Source organism: Nocardioides sp. HB32, assembly GCF_054058995.1.
This window is the reverse complement of the sequence record NZ_JBSSBS010000001.1, coordinates 1,230,948-1,247,395: the sequence shown is the minus strand read 5'-3', so window position 1 is coordinate 1,247,395 and position 16,448 is coordinate 1,230,948. Positions and strand designations below refer to the sequence as shown.

General features: G+C 71.8%; 16 protein-coding genes and 1 tRNA gene. 4 read left to right on the top strand and 13 right to left on the bottom strand.

The genetic code is table 11. From position 1 onward, the window contains the following. Genes ACVW2K_RS06330 through ACVW2K_RS06315 form a run of 4 tightly spaced genes read right to left on the bottom strand, consistent with a single transcriptional unit; the run spans position 1 to position 4,691 of the window. Positions 1 to 951 (bottom strand): aldo/keto reductase, encoded by a 951-nt coding sequence (locus tag ACVW2K_RS06330; protein WP_457204051.1) that lies wholly within the window; start codon positions 949 to 951, stop codon positions 1 to 3. Between the two features lie 29 nt (positions 952 to 980). Next, a complete protein-coding gene (locus tag ACVW2K_RS06325) occupies positions 981 to 1,466 on the bottom strand; it encodes a cupin domain-containing protein (protein WP_457201943.1) in 486 nt (161 codons plus the stop codon). Between the two features lie 18 nt (positions 1,467 to 1,484). Further along, the gene (locus tag ACVW2K_RS06320; protein ID WP_457201942.1) at positions 1,485 to 3,044 is read right to left on the bottom strand and encodes a succinic semialdehyde dehydrogenase; all 1,560 of its coding nucleotides are present in this window, start codon (positions 3,042 to 3,044) and stop codon (positions 1,485 to 1,487) included. Positions 3,045 to 3,047: 3 nt separating this feature from the next. Beyond that, positions 3,048 to 4,691 (bottom strand): GMC family oxidoreductase, encoded by a 1,644-nt coding sequence (locus ACVW2K_RS06315; RefSeq protein ID WP_457201941.1) that lies wholly within the window; start codon positions 4,689 to 4,691, stop codon positions 3,048 to 3,050. An 87-nt stretch (positions 4,692 to 4,778) separates the two neighbouring features. On the opposite strand from ACVW2K_RS06315, the gene pdxY reads away from it, so the two are divergent. Then, positions 4,779 to 5,630: a pyridoxal kinase PdxY gene (gene pdxY / locus ACVW2K_RS06310; protein ID WP_457201940.1), complete on the top strand. Its 852-nt coding sequence runs from the start codon at positions 4,779 to 4,781 to the stop codon at positions 5,628 to 5,630. Here the strand turns inward: pdxY and ACVW2K_RS06305 are convergent. The 4 genes from ACVW2K_RS06305 to ACVW2K_RS06290 form a co-directional block, all read right to left on the bottom strand. Next, a complete protein-coding gene (locus tag ACVW2K_RS06305) occupies positions 5,627 to 5,806 on the bottom strand; it encodes a sulfotransferase (protein WP_457201939.1) in 180 nt (59 codons plus the stop codon). The genes pdxY and ACVW2K_RS06305 overlap by 4 nt on opposite strands. A gap of 50 nt (positions 5,807 to 5,856) precedes the next feature. After that, a tRNA-Thr gene (locus ACVW2K_RS06300) sits at positions 5,857 to 5,929 on the bottom strand. A 23-nt stretch (positions 5,930 to 5,952) separates the two neighbouring features. Further along, positions 5,953 to 6,675 carry an SDR family NAD(P)-dependent oxidoreductase gene (locus ACVW2K_RS06295; protein WP_028636503.1) on the bottom strand — a complete coding sequence of 241 codons (723 nt, stop codon included), beginning with the start codon at positions 6,673 to 6,675 and terminating at the stop codon, positions 5,953 to 5,955. 10 nt (positions 6,676 to 6,685) lie between these two features. Continuing rightward, positions 6,686 to 7,129, bottom strand: coding sequence for a nuclear transport factor 2 family protein (locus ACVW2K_RS06290; RefSeq protein WP_457201938.1), 444 nt, complete (start codon positions 7,127 to 7,129; stop codon positions 6,686 to 6,688). A 73-nt stretch (positions 7,130 to 7,202) separates the two neighbouring features. Between ACVW2K_RS06290 and soxR the strand changes: the two genes are divergently transcribed. The 3 genes from soxR to ACVW2K_RS06275 are packed head-to-tail and all read left to right on the top strand — an operon-like array spanning position 7,203 to position 10,703. Next, positions 7,203 to 7,649: a redox-sensitive transcriptional activator SoxR gene (soxR, locus tag ACVW2K_RS06285; RefSeq protein WP_457201937.1), complete on the top strand. Its 447-nt coding sequence runs from the start codon at positions 7,203 to 7,205 to the stop codon at positions 7,647 to 7,649. Beyond that, a complete protein-coding gene (locus ACVW2K_RS06280; protein ID WP_457201936.1) occupies positions 7,646 to 9,493 on the top strand; it encodes an alpha-amylase family glycosyl hydrolase in 1,848 nt (615 codons plus the stop codon). Before soxR ends, ACVW2K_RS06280 begins: the two co-directional genes overlap by 4 nt. 10 nt (positions 9,494 to 9,503) lie before the next feature. Beyond that, positions 9,504 to 10,703, top strand: coding sequence for a DUF4032 domain-containing protein (locus ACVW2K_RS06275; RefSeq protein ID WP_036569550.1), 1,200 nt, complete (start codon positions 9,504 to 9,506; stop codon positions 10,701 to 10,703). A gap of 44 nt (positions 10,704 to 10,747) precedes the next feature. Here the strand turns inward: ACVW2K_RS06275 and ACVW2K_RS06270 are convergent, their stop codons facing one another. Genes ACVW2K_RS06270 through ACVW2K_RS06250 form a run of 5 tightly spaced genes read right to left on the bottom strand, consistent with a single transcriptional unit; the run spans position 10,748 to position 16,446 of the window. After that, entirely contained in the window at positions 10,748 to 11,323 is a 576-nt protein-coding gene (locus ACVW2K_RS06270) for a hypothetical protein (protein ID WP_457201935.1), read from the bottom strand. A gap of 3 nt (positions 11,324 to 11,326) precedes the next feature. Beyond that, a complete protein-coding gene (locus tag ACVW2K_RS06265; protein ID WP_457201934.1) occupies positions 11,327 to 12,943 on the bottom strand; it encodes a choice-of-anchor P family protein in 1,617 nt (538 codons plus the stop codon). Continuing rightward, the gene (locus ACVW2K_RS06260) at positions 12,940 to 13,647 is read right to left on the bottom strand and encodes an ABC transporter ATP-binding protein (protein WP_028636510.1); all 708 of its coding nucleotides are present in this window, start codon (positions 13,645 to 13,647) and stop codon (positions 12,940 to 12,942) included. The genes ACVW2K_RS06265 and ACVW2K_RS06260 overlap by 4 nt, the downstream gene beginning before the upstream one ends. Then, complete coding sequence (locus ACVW2K_RS06255; protein WP_028636511.1) at positions 13,644 to 14,423, bottom strand: ABC transporter ATP-binding protein; 780 nt, start codon at positions 14,421 to 14,423, stop codon at positions 13,644 to 13,646. Before ACVW2K_RS06255 ends, ACVW2K_RS06260 begins: the two co-directional genes overlap by 4 nt. Further along, entirely contained in the window at positions 14,404 to 16,446 is a 2,043-nt protein-coding gene (locus ACVW2K_RS06250; protein ID WP_457201933.1) for a branched-chain amino acid ABC transporter permease, read from the bottom strand. The genes ACVW2K_RS06255 and ACVW2K_RS06250 overlap by 20 nt, the downstream gene beginning before the upstream one ends. Between the last annotated feature and the right edge of the window lie 2 nt (positions 16,447 to 16,448).

Genomic DNA, 16,448 nt, shown 5'->3' with positions numbered 1-16,448 from the left:
TCAGCGCGCGGTGACCGCGTCGAGCTCGACCAGGTCGTCCTCGGAGGGCCGCCAGCGCAGCGCCGCGGCGTTCGCGCGGACCTGGTCGCCCGAGGTCGCACCCGAGATCACCGAGGCGACCGCGGGTTGGGCGGCGAGGCCGGCGACGGCCACGTCGAGCGGGGTGAGGTCGCGCGCCGCGGCGTACTTCTCGAAGGCCTCGATGCGGTCCCAGTCGGCGTTCCTCAGCCACGAAGACCGGGCCGGGTCGAGCGCGGCGCGCGATCCCGCCGGCGCATCGGCGCCGCGCTTGTACTTGCCCGTCAGCAGGCCGTACTCCAGCGGGAAGAACGGCAGCAGGCCGAGGCCGAACTGGGTCGCGGCCGGCACGACCTCCGCCTCGACCGTGCGGTCGAGCAGCGAGTAGCGGTTCTGCACCGAGACGAACGCCTCGAGGCCGGCGGAGCGGGCCGTCCAGGCGGCGTCGGCGACCTGCCAGCCGGCGAAGTTCGAGCAGCCGACGTACCGGACCTTGCCCTCGCGGACCAGGTCGGTGAGCGCGGACAGCGTCTCCTCGATCGGCGTCACGCCGTCGGGCTCGTGCAGCTGGTAGAGGTCGATGTGGTCGGTCCTCAGCCGCCGCAGGGACGCCTCGACCGCACGGCGTACGTAGCGGCGCGAGGCGCGCGCGCCGAAGTCGGCACCGTTCGCGCCACGCATGTCCATGCCGAACTTGGTCGCGACCACGAAGTCGTCGCGCTGCCCCTGCAGCGCCTCACCGAGCAGCTCCTCGCTGGCGCCGGCCGGATCGCCGTAGATGTCCGCCGTGTCGAGCAGCGTCACGCCGACGTCGCGCGCCGCGGCCAGGATGCCGCGCACGCCGGCCAGGTCGACGCGCCGCCCGAACGCGTTGCAGCCGACACCGACCGCGCTCACCATGAGTCCCGAGCTGCCCAGCGGGCGGTAGGTCATCTCCACGGCAGCGACAGTACGTCGCGGTGTCACACCCAGTACGTGTCGTGGCGGAGCATGAATTCCGCCCGCTGCTCCTCGGTCATCTGCTCGCCCCTCGCGAGGGTCTCGAAGTAGTCCTCGCGCGGGCCGCCCGGCGCGAACATCAGCAGCATCGACGCCCCGCCACTGCCGCGGAACCCGTGCAGCCCGCCCTCGGGCACGTAGAGGAAGTCGCCGCTGCGCGCGGTGACCCACTCGCGCCCGTCGTACAGCCGCACCTCGCCGGAGAGCACGTAGAACTGCTCGGAGATGGCCCGGTGGAAGTGCGGGTCCGGCCCGGTCTCGGCGGCGCCGAAGGTCCAGCGGTAGAGCCCGAAGCGGCCCGCGGTCTGTCCGCCGGTGGCGAGGTACTCGCACGTCCCGCCGCCGCGGTAGGTGATCTCGGGCGGCTCGTCGTCACGACGCAGCCACGCCGAGACCTCACCGCCCTCGCCGTGGTAGGTGTCGGGCGGGTACGGCCGGGGCAGCGACATGCCCCCAACGTACGACGGTCAGCGGATGCCGGTCTTCCGCATCATCCGCAGCCCGCCGAGCATCCCCTTGACGTACTTGTCGTAGTCCTGGCCGGGCTTCGCGCCCATCACCTGCTTCTTCAGCACGGCGAGGTTCTGGACGTCGGTGTACTTGAGCAGGCCCTGGTCACCGTGCCGCGCGCCGACGCCGGACTGCTTCACGCCGCCGGACGGCGTGCCCTTGGAGGCGAACGCGGTCGCGAGGATGTCGTTGACGTTGACGTTGCCGGACTCGATCCGCCGGCCGACCTGGCAGGCGGTGCTCACGTCGCCGCCCCAGACCGAGGCGTTGAGGCCGTACTCGGTGTCGTTCGCGAGCGTGACCGCCTCGTCGACGGTCCGGTAGGAGTGCAGCGCGACGACCGGGCCGAAGGTCTCGGTGACGCCCGCGAGCATGTCCTTCGTGACGCCCTCCAGGATCGTCGGCTCGAAGAACGCCGGGCCGAGGTCGGGCCGCGGCCTGCCGCCGGTGAGCACCGTGGCGCCCTTGGCGACCGCGTCATCGACGTGCGACTTCACGCGCTCCATGTGGTCGGGCGAGACCAGCGAGCCCATGTCCGGACCGAAGTCGTACGCCGCGCCGATCGTCAGCGCCTCCGTGGCCGCGACGAAGCGGTCGCGGAACTCGGCGTACCGCGACTCGGGCAGGTACATCCGCTCGATGTGCATGCAGATCTGCCCGGTGTTGCCGAACGCACCGAAGATCGCGCCGTGGACGACCTCGTCGAGGTTCGCGTCGTCGAGCACGATCATCGGGTTCTTGCCGCCCAGCTCGAGGCAGCAGCCGATCAGGTTGCGCCCGGCCCGCTCGCCGATCACCCGGCCGGTCGCGGTCGAGCCGGTGAACATCACGTAGTTCGCGTTGTCGATCAGCGTCGGGCCGACGTCCGGGCCTTCGCCGCACACGACCTGGAAGAGACCTTGCGGCAGGCCGGCCTGCTCGAGCATCTGCACGCCGTACAACGGCGACAACGCGGTCTTGTTGTCCGGCTTGAGCACGATCGCGTTGCCGGCCATCAGCGCCGAGATGGAGTCGGAGATGCCGGTCGCGAACGGGAAGTTCCAGGGCGCGATGATGCCGACGACGCCCTTGGGCTGGCGGATCTCGGTGGACGTCGACAGCAGCGGCACCGGCCCGCCCCGCTTGACCGGCGCGAGCAGCTTGGGCGCCCGCTTGAGGTAGTGGCTCATCACCATCACCGGGTCGCAGGTCTCCTCGATCGCCATCCGGCGGTTCTTGCCGCTCTCGGCCTGGATCAGGTCGGTGGTGGTCTGCGCGTTGTCGAGGAACAGGGTGTGCGCGCGCTTGAAGACCGCCAGCCGCTCCTTGAGCGGGCGCGCCGCCCACTCGGCCTGCGCCGCCCGCGCGGTCGCGAACGCCTGCTCGATGTCAGCGGGCGTCGACTGCGGCAGCTCGACGAGGAGGTCACCGGTGTAGACCTCGGTCAGCTTCCACGAGCCCCCGCTGGTCGACGGCACGCGGGCGACCAGGCCCTGGAGGAACGAGTCGGTCAGGGTGGCGGGTCGTTGCAGTGTCATGTCCTAGTGCCCCTTGGATGAGATACGGCCGAGCACGAGGTCGGCGCCGCGCTCACCGATCATGATGGCGGGCGCGTTGGTGTTGCCGCCGGTGATCGACGGCATGATCGACGCGTCGCAGACCCGCAGGCCCTCGACGCCACGGACCCGGAGGTCCGGCGTGACGACCGCGAGCTCGTCCACGCCCATCCGGCAGGTGCCGACGCCGTGGTAGACCGACGTGGCCCGGTTGAGGATCGCGTCCCGCAGGTCCTGGCCCTGGAGCGCGGCGCCCGGGTGGATCTCCTCCTTGACCGCGCCCTTGAACGCCGGGCTCGCGAAGATCTCGCGGGCCATCTCGGAGCCCTCCGCGAGCACCTCGAGGTCGGCCGGGTCGGAGAGGTACTGGAAGTCGATCAGCGGCGACGCCGTCGGGTCCGCGGACGCGAGCCGCACGGTGCCGCGGCTCCTGGGGTAGATCAGCGTGGCCAGCACCGTGAGCGCCGTCCGCTTGTCGACGTCGTGGCGGATCGGCTCGTCCTGGTTGGGCGAGACGTAGGCCCACGGCAGGAGGTGCAGCTGGAGGTCCGGTACGCCGTTGGCCTGCGACGTGCGCAGGAACGCGACGGACTCGAAGACCGAGTTCGCGAGGAAGGTCCGCCCGGGCCGCAACGTCTCCATCAGCACCCCCTTGGCGAAGTACGCCGGGGTGCCGCGCATCTTCGTCGACGTGACGTGGAAGGTCAGCGCGTGGAACAGGTGGTCGTGGAGGTTGTCGCCCACGGGCAGGTCGCCGAGCACGTCGATGCCGTGGTCGCGCAGGTGCTGCGCGGGTCCGATGCCGGACAGCATCAGCAGCTGCGCGGAGCCCACGAAGCCCGCCGAGAGGATGACCTCCCTACCGGCGCGGACGGTGCGCTGCGAGCCGTCCTTGTCGGTGACCTCGACGCCGGTCGCGCGGCCGTTATCGATGACGACCTTGCGGACCAGCACCTCGGTCTGCAGCTCCAGCGTCGGCACGTCGAGGTGGTGGAGGTACCCGCGGGACGCCGAGTAGCGCAAGCCGCGCGCGGCGTTCTGCTGCATCCGGCTGACGCCCTCCTGCGAGGCGGCGTTGTAGTCGTCGAGCACGGGCACGCCGAGTGCCTGCGACGTCGCCTCGAGGAACTGCAGCGAGCCCTCCTGCGGGATCCCGTTGCGGGTCACCTTGATCGGGCCGCCGGCGCCGCGGTAGTCGTTCGCGCCGTCCTCGAAGTCCTCCATCCGGCGGTACGCCGCGTTGACCTCGTCCGCCGACCAGCCGGTGTTGCCCTCGGCCGCCCAGGAGTCGTAGTTCGCACGGTTGCCACGCACATAGACCATGCCGTTGATGGAGCTCGAGCCGCCGACCACCTTGCCGCGCGGCACCGGCATCCTCCGGTCCAGCATGTGCTTCTGCGGGGTGGAGTAGAGGCCCCAGTCCACGCGCGCCTTGAGCTTCGGCTCGGCGTGCATGGGGCCGATCATCCCGGGCTTCTTCACGAGGTACTGCTGGTCGCTCTTGCCGGCCTCGAGCACGATCACGCTCGCCCCGGACTGCGCGAGCCGGCCCGCGATCGTGGCTCCGGAGCTCCCCGATCCGACCACGACGTAGTCGGCCTCGTTGCGGTACGACGACTTCTTCGCCACGTGCTACCTCTGCTTCACATACCGAGAGAATGTGCGGATCGCCATACTGTAACAAGTTCTAGTTCTCCAGCGCGAGAGGATGCACCGGTGAAGATCCTGTCGATCCAGTCCTCGGTGGCGTACGGCCACGTCGGCAACTCCGCCGCGGTCTTCCCGCTCCAGCGGCTGGGTCACGAGGTCTGGCCGGTCCTCACCGTGCACTTCTCCAACCACACCGGGTACGGCGCCTGGCGCGGCCCGCTGCTGGCCCCCGAGGACGTGCGCGAGGTGATCGCCGGGATCGACGACCGGGGCGTGCTGGGCGAGGCGGACGCGGTGCTGTCCGGGTACCAGGGCGACCCGGCCGTCGGAGGCGTCATCCTGGACGCCGTGGCGCGGGTGAAGGAGCTGAACCCGGACGCCGTCTACTGCTGCGACCCGGTGATGGGCGACGTCGGCCGCGGCATGTTCGTGCGGCCGGGCATCCCGGAGTTCATGCGCGACACCGTCGTACCGCAGGCGGACATCCTCACGCCGAACCACTTCGAGCTCGACTTCCTCGCCGGCCGCTCGACCTCGACCCTGCCGGACATCCTGATCGCCGTCGACGAGGTCCGCGACCGCGGCCCGCGTGACGTGCTGGTCACCAGCGTCATCCACGGCGACGTGCCGGACGGGAGGCTGGACATGGTCGCGGTGTCCGGCGACGGCGCCTGGGCCGTCGAGACGCCGCTGCTCCCGATCACCCCGAACGGCTGCGGCGACGTGACCGCCGCGCTCTACCTCGCGCACCTGCGCAGCACCGGCTCCGCCCCGACCGCGCTCGCGCGGGTCGCCGGCACCGTCTTCGCCGTCCTCGAGCAGACCATCGCGGCCGGCACCCGCGAGATCCAGCTGGTCGCGGCGCAGGACGCGATCGCCGACCCGCCGGCGACGTTCGAGGTGCGGCGGCTTCGCTAGCCGTACGGCCCGCTGGACGACTGCCAGAGCCGGCTCGGGCGACAGCCTCCGCTCACGACGCGCTTGTACCGCTCCATCCCGATGACGACCTCGGGGTGCGCGTTCAGCACGTGCAGCAGCGCCGTCGTCCCCGAGCGGGCGAGACCGACGAGGAAGAGGAGCCGTGGCGTGGTCACCGAGGAGGCAGCCTGGGACGACCGCCCACGCACCTTCGGGTCGGGACGAGAGCCGGTGACAGGAATCGAACCCGCGACATCGTCTTTACAAGAGACGCGCTCTACCAACTGAGCTACACCGGCAGCGCGCACATCCTAGGAGACGCTCAGCTCATCCCGCCGTCGTGGGCGATGATCGCGCCGGTGACCATCCGCGCGGCCGGCGACGCCAGCCAGACGATGGTCTCGCCGATCTCCGCCGGCGTGATGGCGCCGCCGGGGAGCATCATCATCAGCCGGTCCGCGACCCGGGTGTCGAGGTCGTCGGTGAGCTTGTGGAACACCTGCTCGACGATCGGGGTGTCCACCGTGCCGGGGCAGATCGCGTTCACGCGGATGCCCTCGGGTGACAGCTCCAGGGCGAGCGCCTTGGTGAGCTGCGTGAGCCCGCCCTTGGCGGCGGCGTACGCCGTGGCGTACGGCTGGGCGACGTTGCCGGCGACCGACGAGACGTTCACGATGTTGCCGCCGCCGGCACGGATGTGCGGCAGCGCCGCCTGGATGAGGAAGAACGGGCCCTTGAGGTCGACCGCGTGCACGCGGTCCCACTCCTCCTCGGTCACGGTCTCGATCCGGCCGAACTGGACGATGCCGGCCACGTTCGCCAGCACGTCGATGCGGCCGTGCACCGCGCAGGTCTCGATCGCGGCGTCGACCGCGGCCCGGTCGCCGACGTTGCAGGGCACGTAGGTCACGCCGTCCGGGACGGTGTCGTTGATGTCCAGACCGAACACGGTGTCCCCGAGGTCGCGGAACAGCTCCGCGGTGGCGCGGCCGATGCCGGAGGCGGCCCCGGTGATGACGACGACGCGGTTGCCAGGCTGGTTCATGCGAGCCCCTTCAGAGGGTGATGGTGAGGTGGTGGTCGAGGTGGCCGGAGCGACCGATGCCGAAGCGGCGCTCCAGGAACTTCCAGCCGCGCTCGCCGCCGATGAAGGTGTCGACGTAGGTGCCGGTGATGATTGGCTGGAGCGGCACGTCGGGCAGCGCCTGGAACACCAGGTACGTCGACGTCACCGTCACGGTGCCGTCCGCGGCCGGCTCGTCGAAGGTGGTGTTCGCGACGACGTGCTGGGTGCCGGGGGTCCCGTCGTCGTGGAGCCTGACCAGGCCGGCGTACAGCCGCTCGACCTCGGCGGCACCCGTGGCGATCGTCGTGCCGTCCTCGGTCCTCAGCACGGCGTCGGCCATCAGGACCCCGACGCCCGCGAAGTCACCGGCGTCGATGAGCCGGCAGTACGTCGCGAGCAGGCCGCGGATGCGGTCGCCGTCGGTGAGCTGCACGGACGGGACGGTACTAGAACAGGTTCTATTTGGGAACTTGAACGATGGTTGAAGTTCCGTCAGGGTGGAACGCATGACGCAGCTGACCATCGGGCACCTCGCCGAGCGCGCCGGGGTGGCGACCTCGGCCATCCGGTTCTACGAGTCCAGGGGGCTGATCTCCTCGGTGCGCACCACCGGCAACCAGCGCCGCTACGAGCAGTCCACGCTGCGGCGGATCGCGTTCATCCGGACGGCGCAGCGCGTCGGCCTCTCCCTCGAGGAGATCGGCGAGGCGCTGGCCACGCTCCCGGACGGGCGGACGCCGACCAAGGCGGACTGGAGCCGGCTCAGCCAGGCCTGGCGGCCGCGCCTCGACGAGCAGATCGAGCGGATCCAGCGGCTCCGCGACCGGCTCGACAGCTGCATCGGCTGCGGCTGCCTGAGCCTCAAGACGTGCGCGCTCAGCAACCCCGGTGACGAGATGGCGGCGTACGGGCCGGGCCCCGTCTTCCTGGAGCCCAGGGGCGCTCGCCGGTGACGCTCCTGCACGAGCCGCACCACGACGGCTCGCCGCTGTACGTCCCCGACGACGCGCCCGCGCCCGGTGCGGAGGTGCTGGTCCGGCTGCGCACGAGCGCCGCCGACCCTGTGGACCGCGTGTGGGTGCGCACGTCGTACGACGCGGAGCCGACGTACCACCCGTGCGTCGAGTCGTCCCGCGACGAGCACACGGTCTGGTGGGAGGCCCGGCTGCCGGTCCACAACCCCGTCACCCACTACCGCTTCCTGCTGGCGACGTCGGCGACCGACGGGCCGGGCCGGCAGCGCTGGCTGACCGGTGCCGGCGTGGTGGAGCACGACCCACCGGACGCGTTCGACTTCCGGCTCAGCTCGCACCGCCCGCCGCCGGACTGGGCGCGGGACGCGGTGGTCTACCAGGTGTTCCCGGACCGGTTCGCGCGCTCGGCGGCCGCGGGCGAGCGCGAGGTCCCGCCGTGGGCCGAGGCGGCCGGCTGGGACGACGAGGTGGTGTTCGAGCTCTCCGACCCGCGCACGGCGGTCCAGTACTTCGGCGGTGACCTGGACGGGATCACCGAGCACCTCGACCACCTCGCCCGGCTCGGGGTGACGGTCGTCTACACGACGCCGGTCTTCCCCGGCGAGAGCAACCACCGCTACAACGCCTCCACCTTCGACGAGATCGACCCGTGGCTCGGTGGCGACGCGGCGTACGCCCGGCTCGCGGCCGCCGTGCACGACCGCGGCTGGCGGATCCTCGGCGACCTCACCACCAACCACACCGGCGACACCCACGAGTGGTTCGTCGCGGCCCGGGACGTGCCCGGGGCCCCGACGCGGTCCTTCTACCACTTCCTGCCCGACGGCTCCTACGAGTGCTGGATGGGGTACGCCACGCTCCCCAAGCTCAACCACGCCGATCCGGCGCTGCGTGCCGCGATGGTCGACGGGCCGGGGTCCGTGGTGGCGCGGTGGCTGCGGCCGCCGTTCGACCTCGACGGCTGGCGCATCGACGTCGCGAACATGACCGGCCGGCTCGGTGCGGTCGACATCAACCACGAGGTCGCGCGGCTGGTCCGCCGGACCGCGGAGGCGGAGCGCGCGGACGCGTTCGTGATCGGTGAGCACAACCACGACGCCTCGGCCGACCTCGACGGCGACGGCTGGCACGCGACCATGAACTACTCCGGGTTCTCCTGGCCGGTGTGGTCGTGGCTGCGCGACCCGGGCTCGCCGGCGAGGCCGTTCGGGCGGCCCGTGCCCGTGCCACGGCGCGACGGCCCGGCCGTGGTCCGCGGCCTGCGCGAGTGGCAGGGCCGGTACGGCTGGCGGGCGACGACCGCGTCCTGGAACATCCTCGGCTCCCACGACAGCGCGCGGATCCGCACCCTCACCGGCTCCGGGGCCGCGCACCGGGTCGCGGCCGGGCTGCAGTTCGCGCTGCCGGGCGTGCCGATGCTGTTCGCCGGTGACGAGATCGGGCTCGAGGGCGTGACCGGCGAGGACGCGCGCCGGCCGTTCCCGTGGGCGCACCCCGAGGCGTGGGACGACGCCACGCTCGCGACGTACGCCGGGCTCGCGCGGCTGCGTCACGAGCAGCCGGCGCTGCGCCGCGGCGGGCTGCGCTGGGCGCACGTCGGCGACGACGTGCTGGTGTTCGCTCGCGAGCACCCGTCCGGGTCCGTCCTGGTCGCCGCGCGCCGCTCGGCCGCGCCCGCCGTGGACCTGCCGGCGGGTCCGCTCGGCTTCGCAGGCGGCACGCTGCTGCTGACGACCGGCGCCGACGGGGACCTGGCCGAGCGCGACGGCGTGGTCACGGTCCCGGCCACCGACGGACCGGCGGTGTCGTTCTGGAGGCTCTAGCCTGAGCGGCATGCGGATCGTCGCGAACCGTGCCGACCCGGCGCTGCTGACCCTGCCGTGGTCGCTGCCGCTGGACCAGTGGACCGAGCACGTCGTGCAGCTGCCGCGCGGCCTGTCGCGGCACGTGGTGCGGATCGTCCGGCTCGGCGACGCGACGTACGCGGTCAAGGAGACCACCGAGGAGATGGCGTTCCGGGAGTACCGGACGCTGCGCGACCTCCAGCGGATCGGGCTGCCGGCCGTGCACCCGCAGGGCGTCGTGACCGGCCGGCTCGACGCGCACGGCGAGGAGCTGCCGTCCGCGCTGCTGACCCAGCACCTGCAGTTCTCGCTGCCGTACCGCAGCCTCTTCGCCCACGGCCTCAGCGCCGACAGCCTGCCGGCCCTGGTCGACGCGATGGTGGTGCTGCTGGTCCGGTTGCACCTCGCCGACTTCTACTGGGGCGACGTGTCGCTCTCGAACGTGCTGTTCCGCCGCAACGCCGGCGGCTTCGCGGCGTACCTCGTGGACGCGGAGACCGGGGAGCTCAAGACGAGCCTGTCCCGACAGCTGCGCGAGTACGACCTGACCGTCGCGACCGAGAACGTCTTCGCCGAGCTGCTCGACCTGCAGGCCAGTGACTCACTGCCCCACGAGGTGCCGGCCCACGACGTGGTGGCCCTGCTCGAGGACCGCTACCAGGCACTGTGGGACGAGTTGACCGCGGCCGAGCAGTTCTCCCCCCACGAGATGTGGCGGATCGAGCAGCGGGTCGCCCGCCTCAACGAGCTCGGCTTCGACGTCGACGAGCTCGACATCGTCACCGACTGGGACGGCGAGCAGATCCGGATCCAGCCGAAGGTGGTCGAGGAGGGCCACCACCGCCGCGAGCTGCAGGCGCTGACGGGGCTGAACGTCGAGGACGCGCAGGCGCAGCGGCTGCTCAACGACATCGCGTCGTTCACCGCGCACTTCGACCTCGGCCGCGAGGACCGCAGCCTGGTCGCGAACCGCTGGCTCACCGAGATCTACGAGCCGGTCATCGACCTGGTGCCGCCCGAGGCCCGCGGCAAGCTCGAGCCGGCCGAGATCTTCCACGAGATCCTCGTGCACCGCTGGTACCTCTCCGAGCAGGCCGGCCACGAGGTCGGCATCTTCGAGACCGCCCGCGACTACATCGACCGGTACCTCATGGAGAAGCCCGAGGAGCAGCTCGCCGCCGACGAGTGACGCCGACCCGGCGCAGTCTCAGCTGAGACTGCGCCGGGTCGGCGTCAGGGACGGCAGACCCGGCAGGGCGTCAGGTGCCCGTTGCTCTCCCCCACCGGGTGCAGGTCGGCGCGGTGCGCGATCAGCGCGCAGTCGCGGCGGTGCATGGTGGTGCCGTCGCCGGCGGTCACCGGCAGGGCCGAGACGTCGACGCCGTCGTCGCGCAGGTTCGCCGAGCGCGAGGTGACGTCCGCGAGGAGCAGGAGGGTGTCCGCGAGCCGGCGCTGCGACTCCTTGGCGTCGGCCGCCAGCCGGGCGAGCCACGCACCGAAGTACAGGAACCCGCCGGTGAAGGTGAGGCCGAGGCCGAGCAGGCCGCCGGAGACCAGGTAGGACAGCTGGTCGTACTGGTACGGCGTGTTGGCCGCGCCGTACCAGCCCAGCACGATCACCACGAGGCCCAGGGGCAGCAGGATCGCGCCCGCCCAGAACAGCACCAGCTGCAGCAGCTGCCAGTGGTTGTCCTTCAGCGGCGCGGCGCCGGACGCGGAGCCGGTGCGGCTCCCGGCCCGCGGGAGCCCGACCGAGAGCCGTTCGGCGTCGGAGGAGGCGACCGGGGTCGTCATGTTCATGGTGGTCATCGGTCAGGCCTTTCGGAGGTCGGGCAGGCCGCTGTCGAGGCCGTGCGGGCAGGAGCCGGCGCCACCGAGGGCGATCACGCCGATCCTGCGGAGCCAGGTGCCGCCGACGGCGGCGAGCGCGATGCCCCCCATCAGGATCGCGCCGGGGATCGAGTAGAGCGGGGGCAGCCCGGAGCCGGTGAGCTGGCTGGGCGGCAGGTCGCCGTCGGCCGCGGGCGTGTCCCCACCCGAGGCCGGTCCGGGCGCGGTGCCGGACGGGGTGCCGCCGCCCGCGGAGGTCGGGCCGGACGACGCGCCGCCGCCGGCGTTGCCGGTCGTGCCCGGGTCGTTGTCCGGCACGGTGGTCGGAATGGTGATCCCGTCCACGGTCTCGACCTGGGTCGTCGCGGTGGCCAGCGTGATCACGACCCGCGGGGACAGTCCGGAGATCGCCTGGAGCGTGCTCTTGAGCTCCTTGGGGTCGTTGGGCAGCTGGTTGATCAGGTCGTCGATCGGCAGCTGGTGCAGCTGCTTCATCAGCGTGGAGGTGTCGATCTGGATCTGCAGCGCGGAGATCGTGCTGCTGGCCGTGTCGCCCTTCTTGTGCAGCTCGGGCTTCGGGAGCACCAGCTTCAGGCCCAGCTGCGCCAGCGCGGCGGCCGCCTGGTCCGGGATCGCCGGCGCGTCCCCGTGCTGCGGACCGGCGCTGTAGCCGGACGGCCCGAAGGAGAACTCCTGGCCGGCGACCGTCATGCCGCCGAGCACCGACCGCCCGGACGCGGTGTTCGCGGACCCGTCGCTGCCGCTGGTGCTCGTGGCGACGATGCCGTCGAGCGTGACCAGTCCGCCGAGCAGGGCGACGTCGCCGAGCGCCGCTCGGGAGACCGTGGTGACCTTGCCCTCCTGGACGACGTTCTGGCTGGACGAGGTGTAGCCCTCGAGGTCGACCAGCGCGGCGAGCTCCGGCGGTACGCCGGGGGTCGTGGGCGCCGGGTCGTCCGCCGGCGCGTCGGCCGAGGCGCTGGACCCGCCGGTGATGGCGGCGCCGAACTGCTGGAGCAGGTCGCCGGCCGACGGGACCCCGGGGAGACCGGGAAGAGTGGGGGCGCCGGGCGTACCTTCGCCCCCACTCCCGTTCCCACCGTCCTTGCCCCCGCCGTCCTGCACCTGGCCGTCGGGGGAGAACCCTGCCTGGGCGATCGTCCTGGTGTCGCTCGCGCTGGTGCGCATCACGGCACCGGGGAACGGCTCGTCGGCCTGCTGCTGCTCGCCGGAGGGCTGTCCCGAGTTCACCTGCACCGGGTAGCCGTTCTCGAACAGCTGCGGCGGCAGGTTGAGCTGCTCGCCGAACGTCTTCGCGCCCTCGCCGACCGGGTCGCCCGGCCACAGCCAGCTGGCCCGGCCCGCCGAGCTGCCGGAGTCGGCCTCGACCTTGGTGTAGCCCATCTCGACCTCGAACTGCGGGTTCGCCGGGATCGGGATGGTGGGCTCGTAGAACTCCATCTTCACCGGGCTCGCCATCGCGACCGAGCTGTACCCGAAGGCCTGGTCCGCAGCGGACGCCGCGGGCGCGCCCGCCGACACCGGCAGAACGATGCCGGCGAGCGCTGCGGCCGAGATGGGGATGAGGATCCGCTTCATGCTGCGCCTCCGAGGATGACGTCGGACATCGTGTCGAGAATCTCCGTGGGCTCACCGGTGGCCACGATCCGGCCGCCGGTCATCACCGCCGCGTAGTCCGAGACCCGCAGCGCCGTGCGCGCGAACTGCTCGATGCACAGGATCGAGACGCCGCTCTGCGCGATCTGCGCGACGGTCTCGTACAGCTCGTCGACGATCAGCGGCGCGAGGCCCATCGACAGCTCGTCGAGCAGCAGCAGCGCCGGGTCGGAGGCGAGCGCCCGCGACATCGCGAGCATCTGCTGCTCGCCGCCCGACATGGTGCCCGCGAGCTGGTGGCGGCGCTGGTGCAGCCGCGGGAAGTAGGAGTACGCCGTCTCGAGGACCGCGTCGATCGCGACGCCGGCGTACGACATCAGCGTGAGGTTCTCCTCGACGGTGAGGTTCGGGAACACCGACCGGCCCTCCGGGACCGTGCACAGCCCGAGCCGGGCCAGCTCCTCCGGTGCCGCACCCTGCACGTGCACGCCGCCGAGGTGGATGTCGCCGGACGTCGCCTTCTTCTGCCCGCTGACGACCTTGACCAGGGTGCTCTTGCCGCCGCCGTTCGGGCCGAGGAGCGCCATCACGGCGCCCTTCGGGACCTTGAGGTCGACACCGCGGAGCACCTCGATGCGGCCGTACGCCGCGTGCAGGTCGACGATCTCGAGGATGGGGACGGTCATCGCACGACCTCCAGCTCCTGGGTGAGGTCGGACGGCTCGGCAGCGGGCTCGGCGTCGGAGTAGCCGAGGTAGGCCTGCTGCACCTGGGGGTTCGCACGGACCTCGCCCGGCGGCCCGGAGGCGATCACCCGGCCGAAGTCGAGGACGTGGATGTCGTCGCAGACCGACATCACCAGGTCCATGTCGTGCTCCACCATCAGGATCCCGCGACCCTCGGCGGCGAGCTGGGCGAGCAGCTCGCCGAACGCGTCGGTCTCGGACTCGTCGAGGCCGGACGACGGCTCGTCGAGGAGCAGCAGCTTCGGCTCGCTGGCCAGGCAGCGCGCGAGCTCCAGCAGCCGGGCGGTGCCGGTGGGGATCGAGTCGGCGCGCTCGTCGGCGTACGCCGCGATGCCGACCTGCTCGAGCAGGCCGTCGACGTCCGCCTGGGCCGGGCGGACCAGGCCGCCGATCCCGCGGGCGATGTCGCGGGCGACCCGGACGTTGTCGCGGACGGTGAGCGAGCCGAACGCCTCGAGGCGCTGGAAGGTGCGGCCCATCCCCCGGCGGGCACGGCGGTGCACCGGCAGCCGGGTGATGCTGCGGCCGTCGAAGCGGACCGTGCCGTGGTTGGGCTTCTGGAGCCCACTGATCACGTTGAAGCAGGTGGTCTTGCCCGCGCCGTTGGGGCCGATCAGGCCGGTGATCCGGCCCGCCTCGGCGGTGAAGGCGGCGTGGTCGACCGCCGTCACCCCGCCGAACTGGACGACGACGTCGTCAACCTCGAGCAGCGACATGCGCGCCCACCTCCTCGTCCTTCGTGCTGTCCGCCGTGCTGTCCGTCGTGCTGTCCTCGGGGAGGCCCGCGGAGACGTCCCCCCGGATCGTGATCTCGTTGAGCGGCACGGCGTTCTCGGCACCGTCGTCGGCCCGGCCGCGCGGGAGCGGCAGCACGGGCACGACCGCGCGCACCCGGTCGCCGAACCTGCGGTCCAGCAGCCGGCCGACGGTGAACAGCTGGTTGGCGAGGCCGTTCGGGTCGCGGCCGAGGGCCACGGCGCCGAAGCCGAGCACCGCGAACACCAGCCCGGCCAGCTCGGGCCGGCTGCTCTGCAGCACCGGCAGCAGCATCAGTCCGACGCCACCGAGCGCCGCGCCGGTCACGGAGGTCACGCCGCAGACCACGGCGAGCAGCAGCAGCGGGAGGCTGTTGAACAGCTGGAAGTCGGCGGCGCCGATGGTCCCTCGCAGGCCGGCGAAGAGCCCGCCGGCCAGGCCCGCCATGCCGGCGGAGAGGCCGAAGAGCGCGACCCGGAACCAGCGCATGTCCAGCCCGAGCGTCCCGCACGCGGCCGGGCTGTCGCGCATCGCGATCAGCACCCGCCCGAGCGGGCCGCGGCGCAGGAGCAGCAGGAACAGCGCCATCAGCACGAAGAACGTCGCCATCACCAGCACGTAGCCGCCGAGGGAGTCGAAGGACCGGCCGAGCACCGAGAGCCGGTCGGCCTTGAGGGTGCCGTTGTAGCCGAACGCGAAGTCCGCCTGGAACACCATCTTGTCCATGAGCACGCCGAACGCCAGCGTCGACAGCGCGAGGTAGAGGCCGGTCAGCCGCAGCACCGGCAGCGCGACCAGCGCGCCGACGATCGCGGCGATGAGCGCGGACAGGAACAGGCCGTACAGGTTGGGCTCGTCGAGCTTGGCGTAGGCGAGGGCCCCGACACCCGCGAAGGTGAACTGCGCGAGCGACACATGGCCGCCGAACCCGGTGAGCAGCACCAGCGAGAGCATCACCATCGCGTACGTCGCGGCGGTGCCGACCAGCAGCAGGTTGGCGTCGGACATCGCGACGGTGAGGAACGCGACGAGGGCGATCAGCGCGATCCCCCAGCCGATCGACCTGGGGAAGGACGGCAGCGGCGCGGACACGATGCCCTTGACCTGGCCGATCCGCAGCTGCGCCTGCGGCATCAGGATGATCACGACGAAGAGGAACAGCGCGGGCACGACCGCCCGCAGACCGGCCAGGTTGCCCTGGCTGGGCAGGTACGCGACCGCGAAGGACTGGAGCACGCCGAGGCCCATCGCGCCCACGAACGTCAGCGGCAGGCTCTTGAGCCGGCCGAGCATCGCCGCGGCGTACGCGTTGATGACGAGCAGCGTCAGGTCGAAGTACGACAGCCCGATCACCGGGGTGAGCAGGATCCCGGCGAGCGCGGCGAGCGAGATGCCGATCGCCCAGGACAGCGACGCCACCCGGTCGGGCTTGCCGCCGAACAGCTGGAGCAGGACCGGGTTGTCGACCGAGGCCCGCATGGCCGTGCCGATGCGGGTGCGGTTGAGCAGCAGGTAGAGCAGCGCCGCGACCACGGCCGAGAGCACGATCGTGATGATCTGGTGGGCGGTGACGTAGGTGCTGCCGATCTGGACGCCCTTGTCGGGCAGGAACGGCGGGAGCGTCCGCGGCGCCGGCGGCCAGATGTACTGGGCGACGCCGATCAGGCCGACGAACAGGCCGACGGTGACCACCAGCGAGACGCTGACCGGGCCCTCACCGAGGCCCCGCGTGACGAACCGCTGCACGAACCAGCCGATGCCCGGCGCGACCACACCCAGGACCAGGATCAGCGCGAGCCAGGTCGGCATCCCCTGCCGCTGGCTGAAGTCCCAGAACGTGAAGGCCATGACCATGCCGAACGCGCCGTGCGCGATGTTGAACACGCGGGTCGTCGTGTAGGTCAGCACCAGTCCGCTGGCCGCGATGGCGTACGCCGCGCCCGTGAAGAGGCCGAGGATGGTGAAGGAGAGGATCGTGGACATCG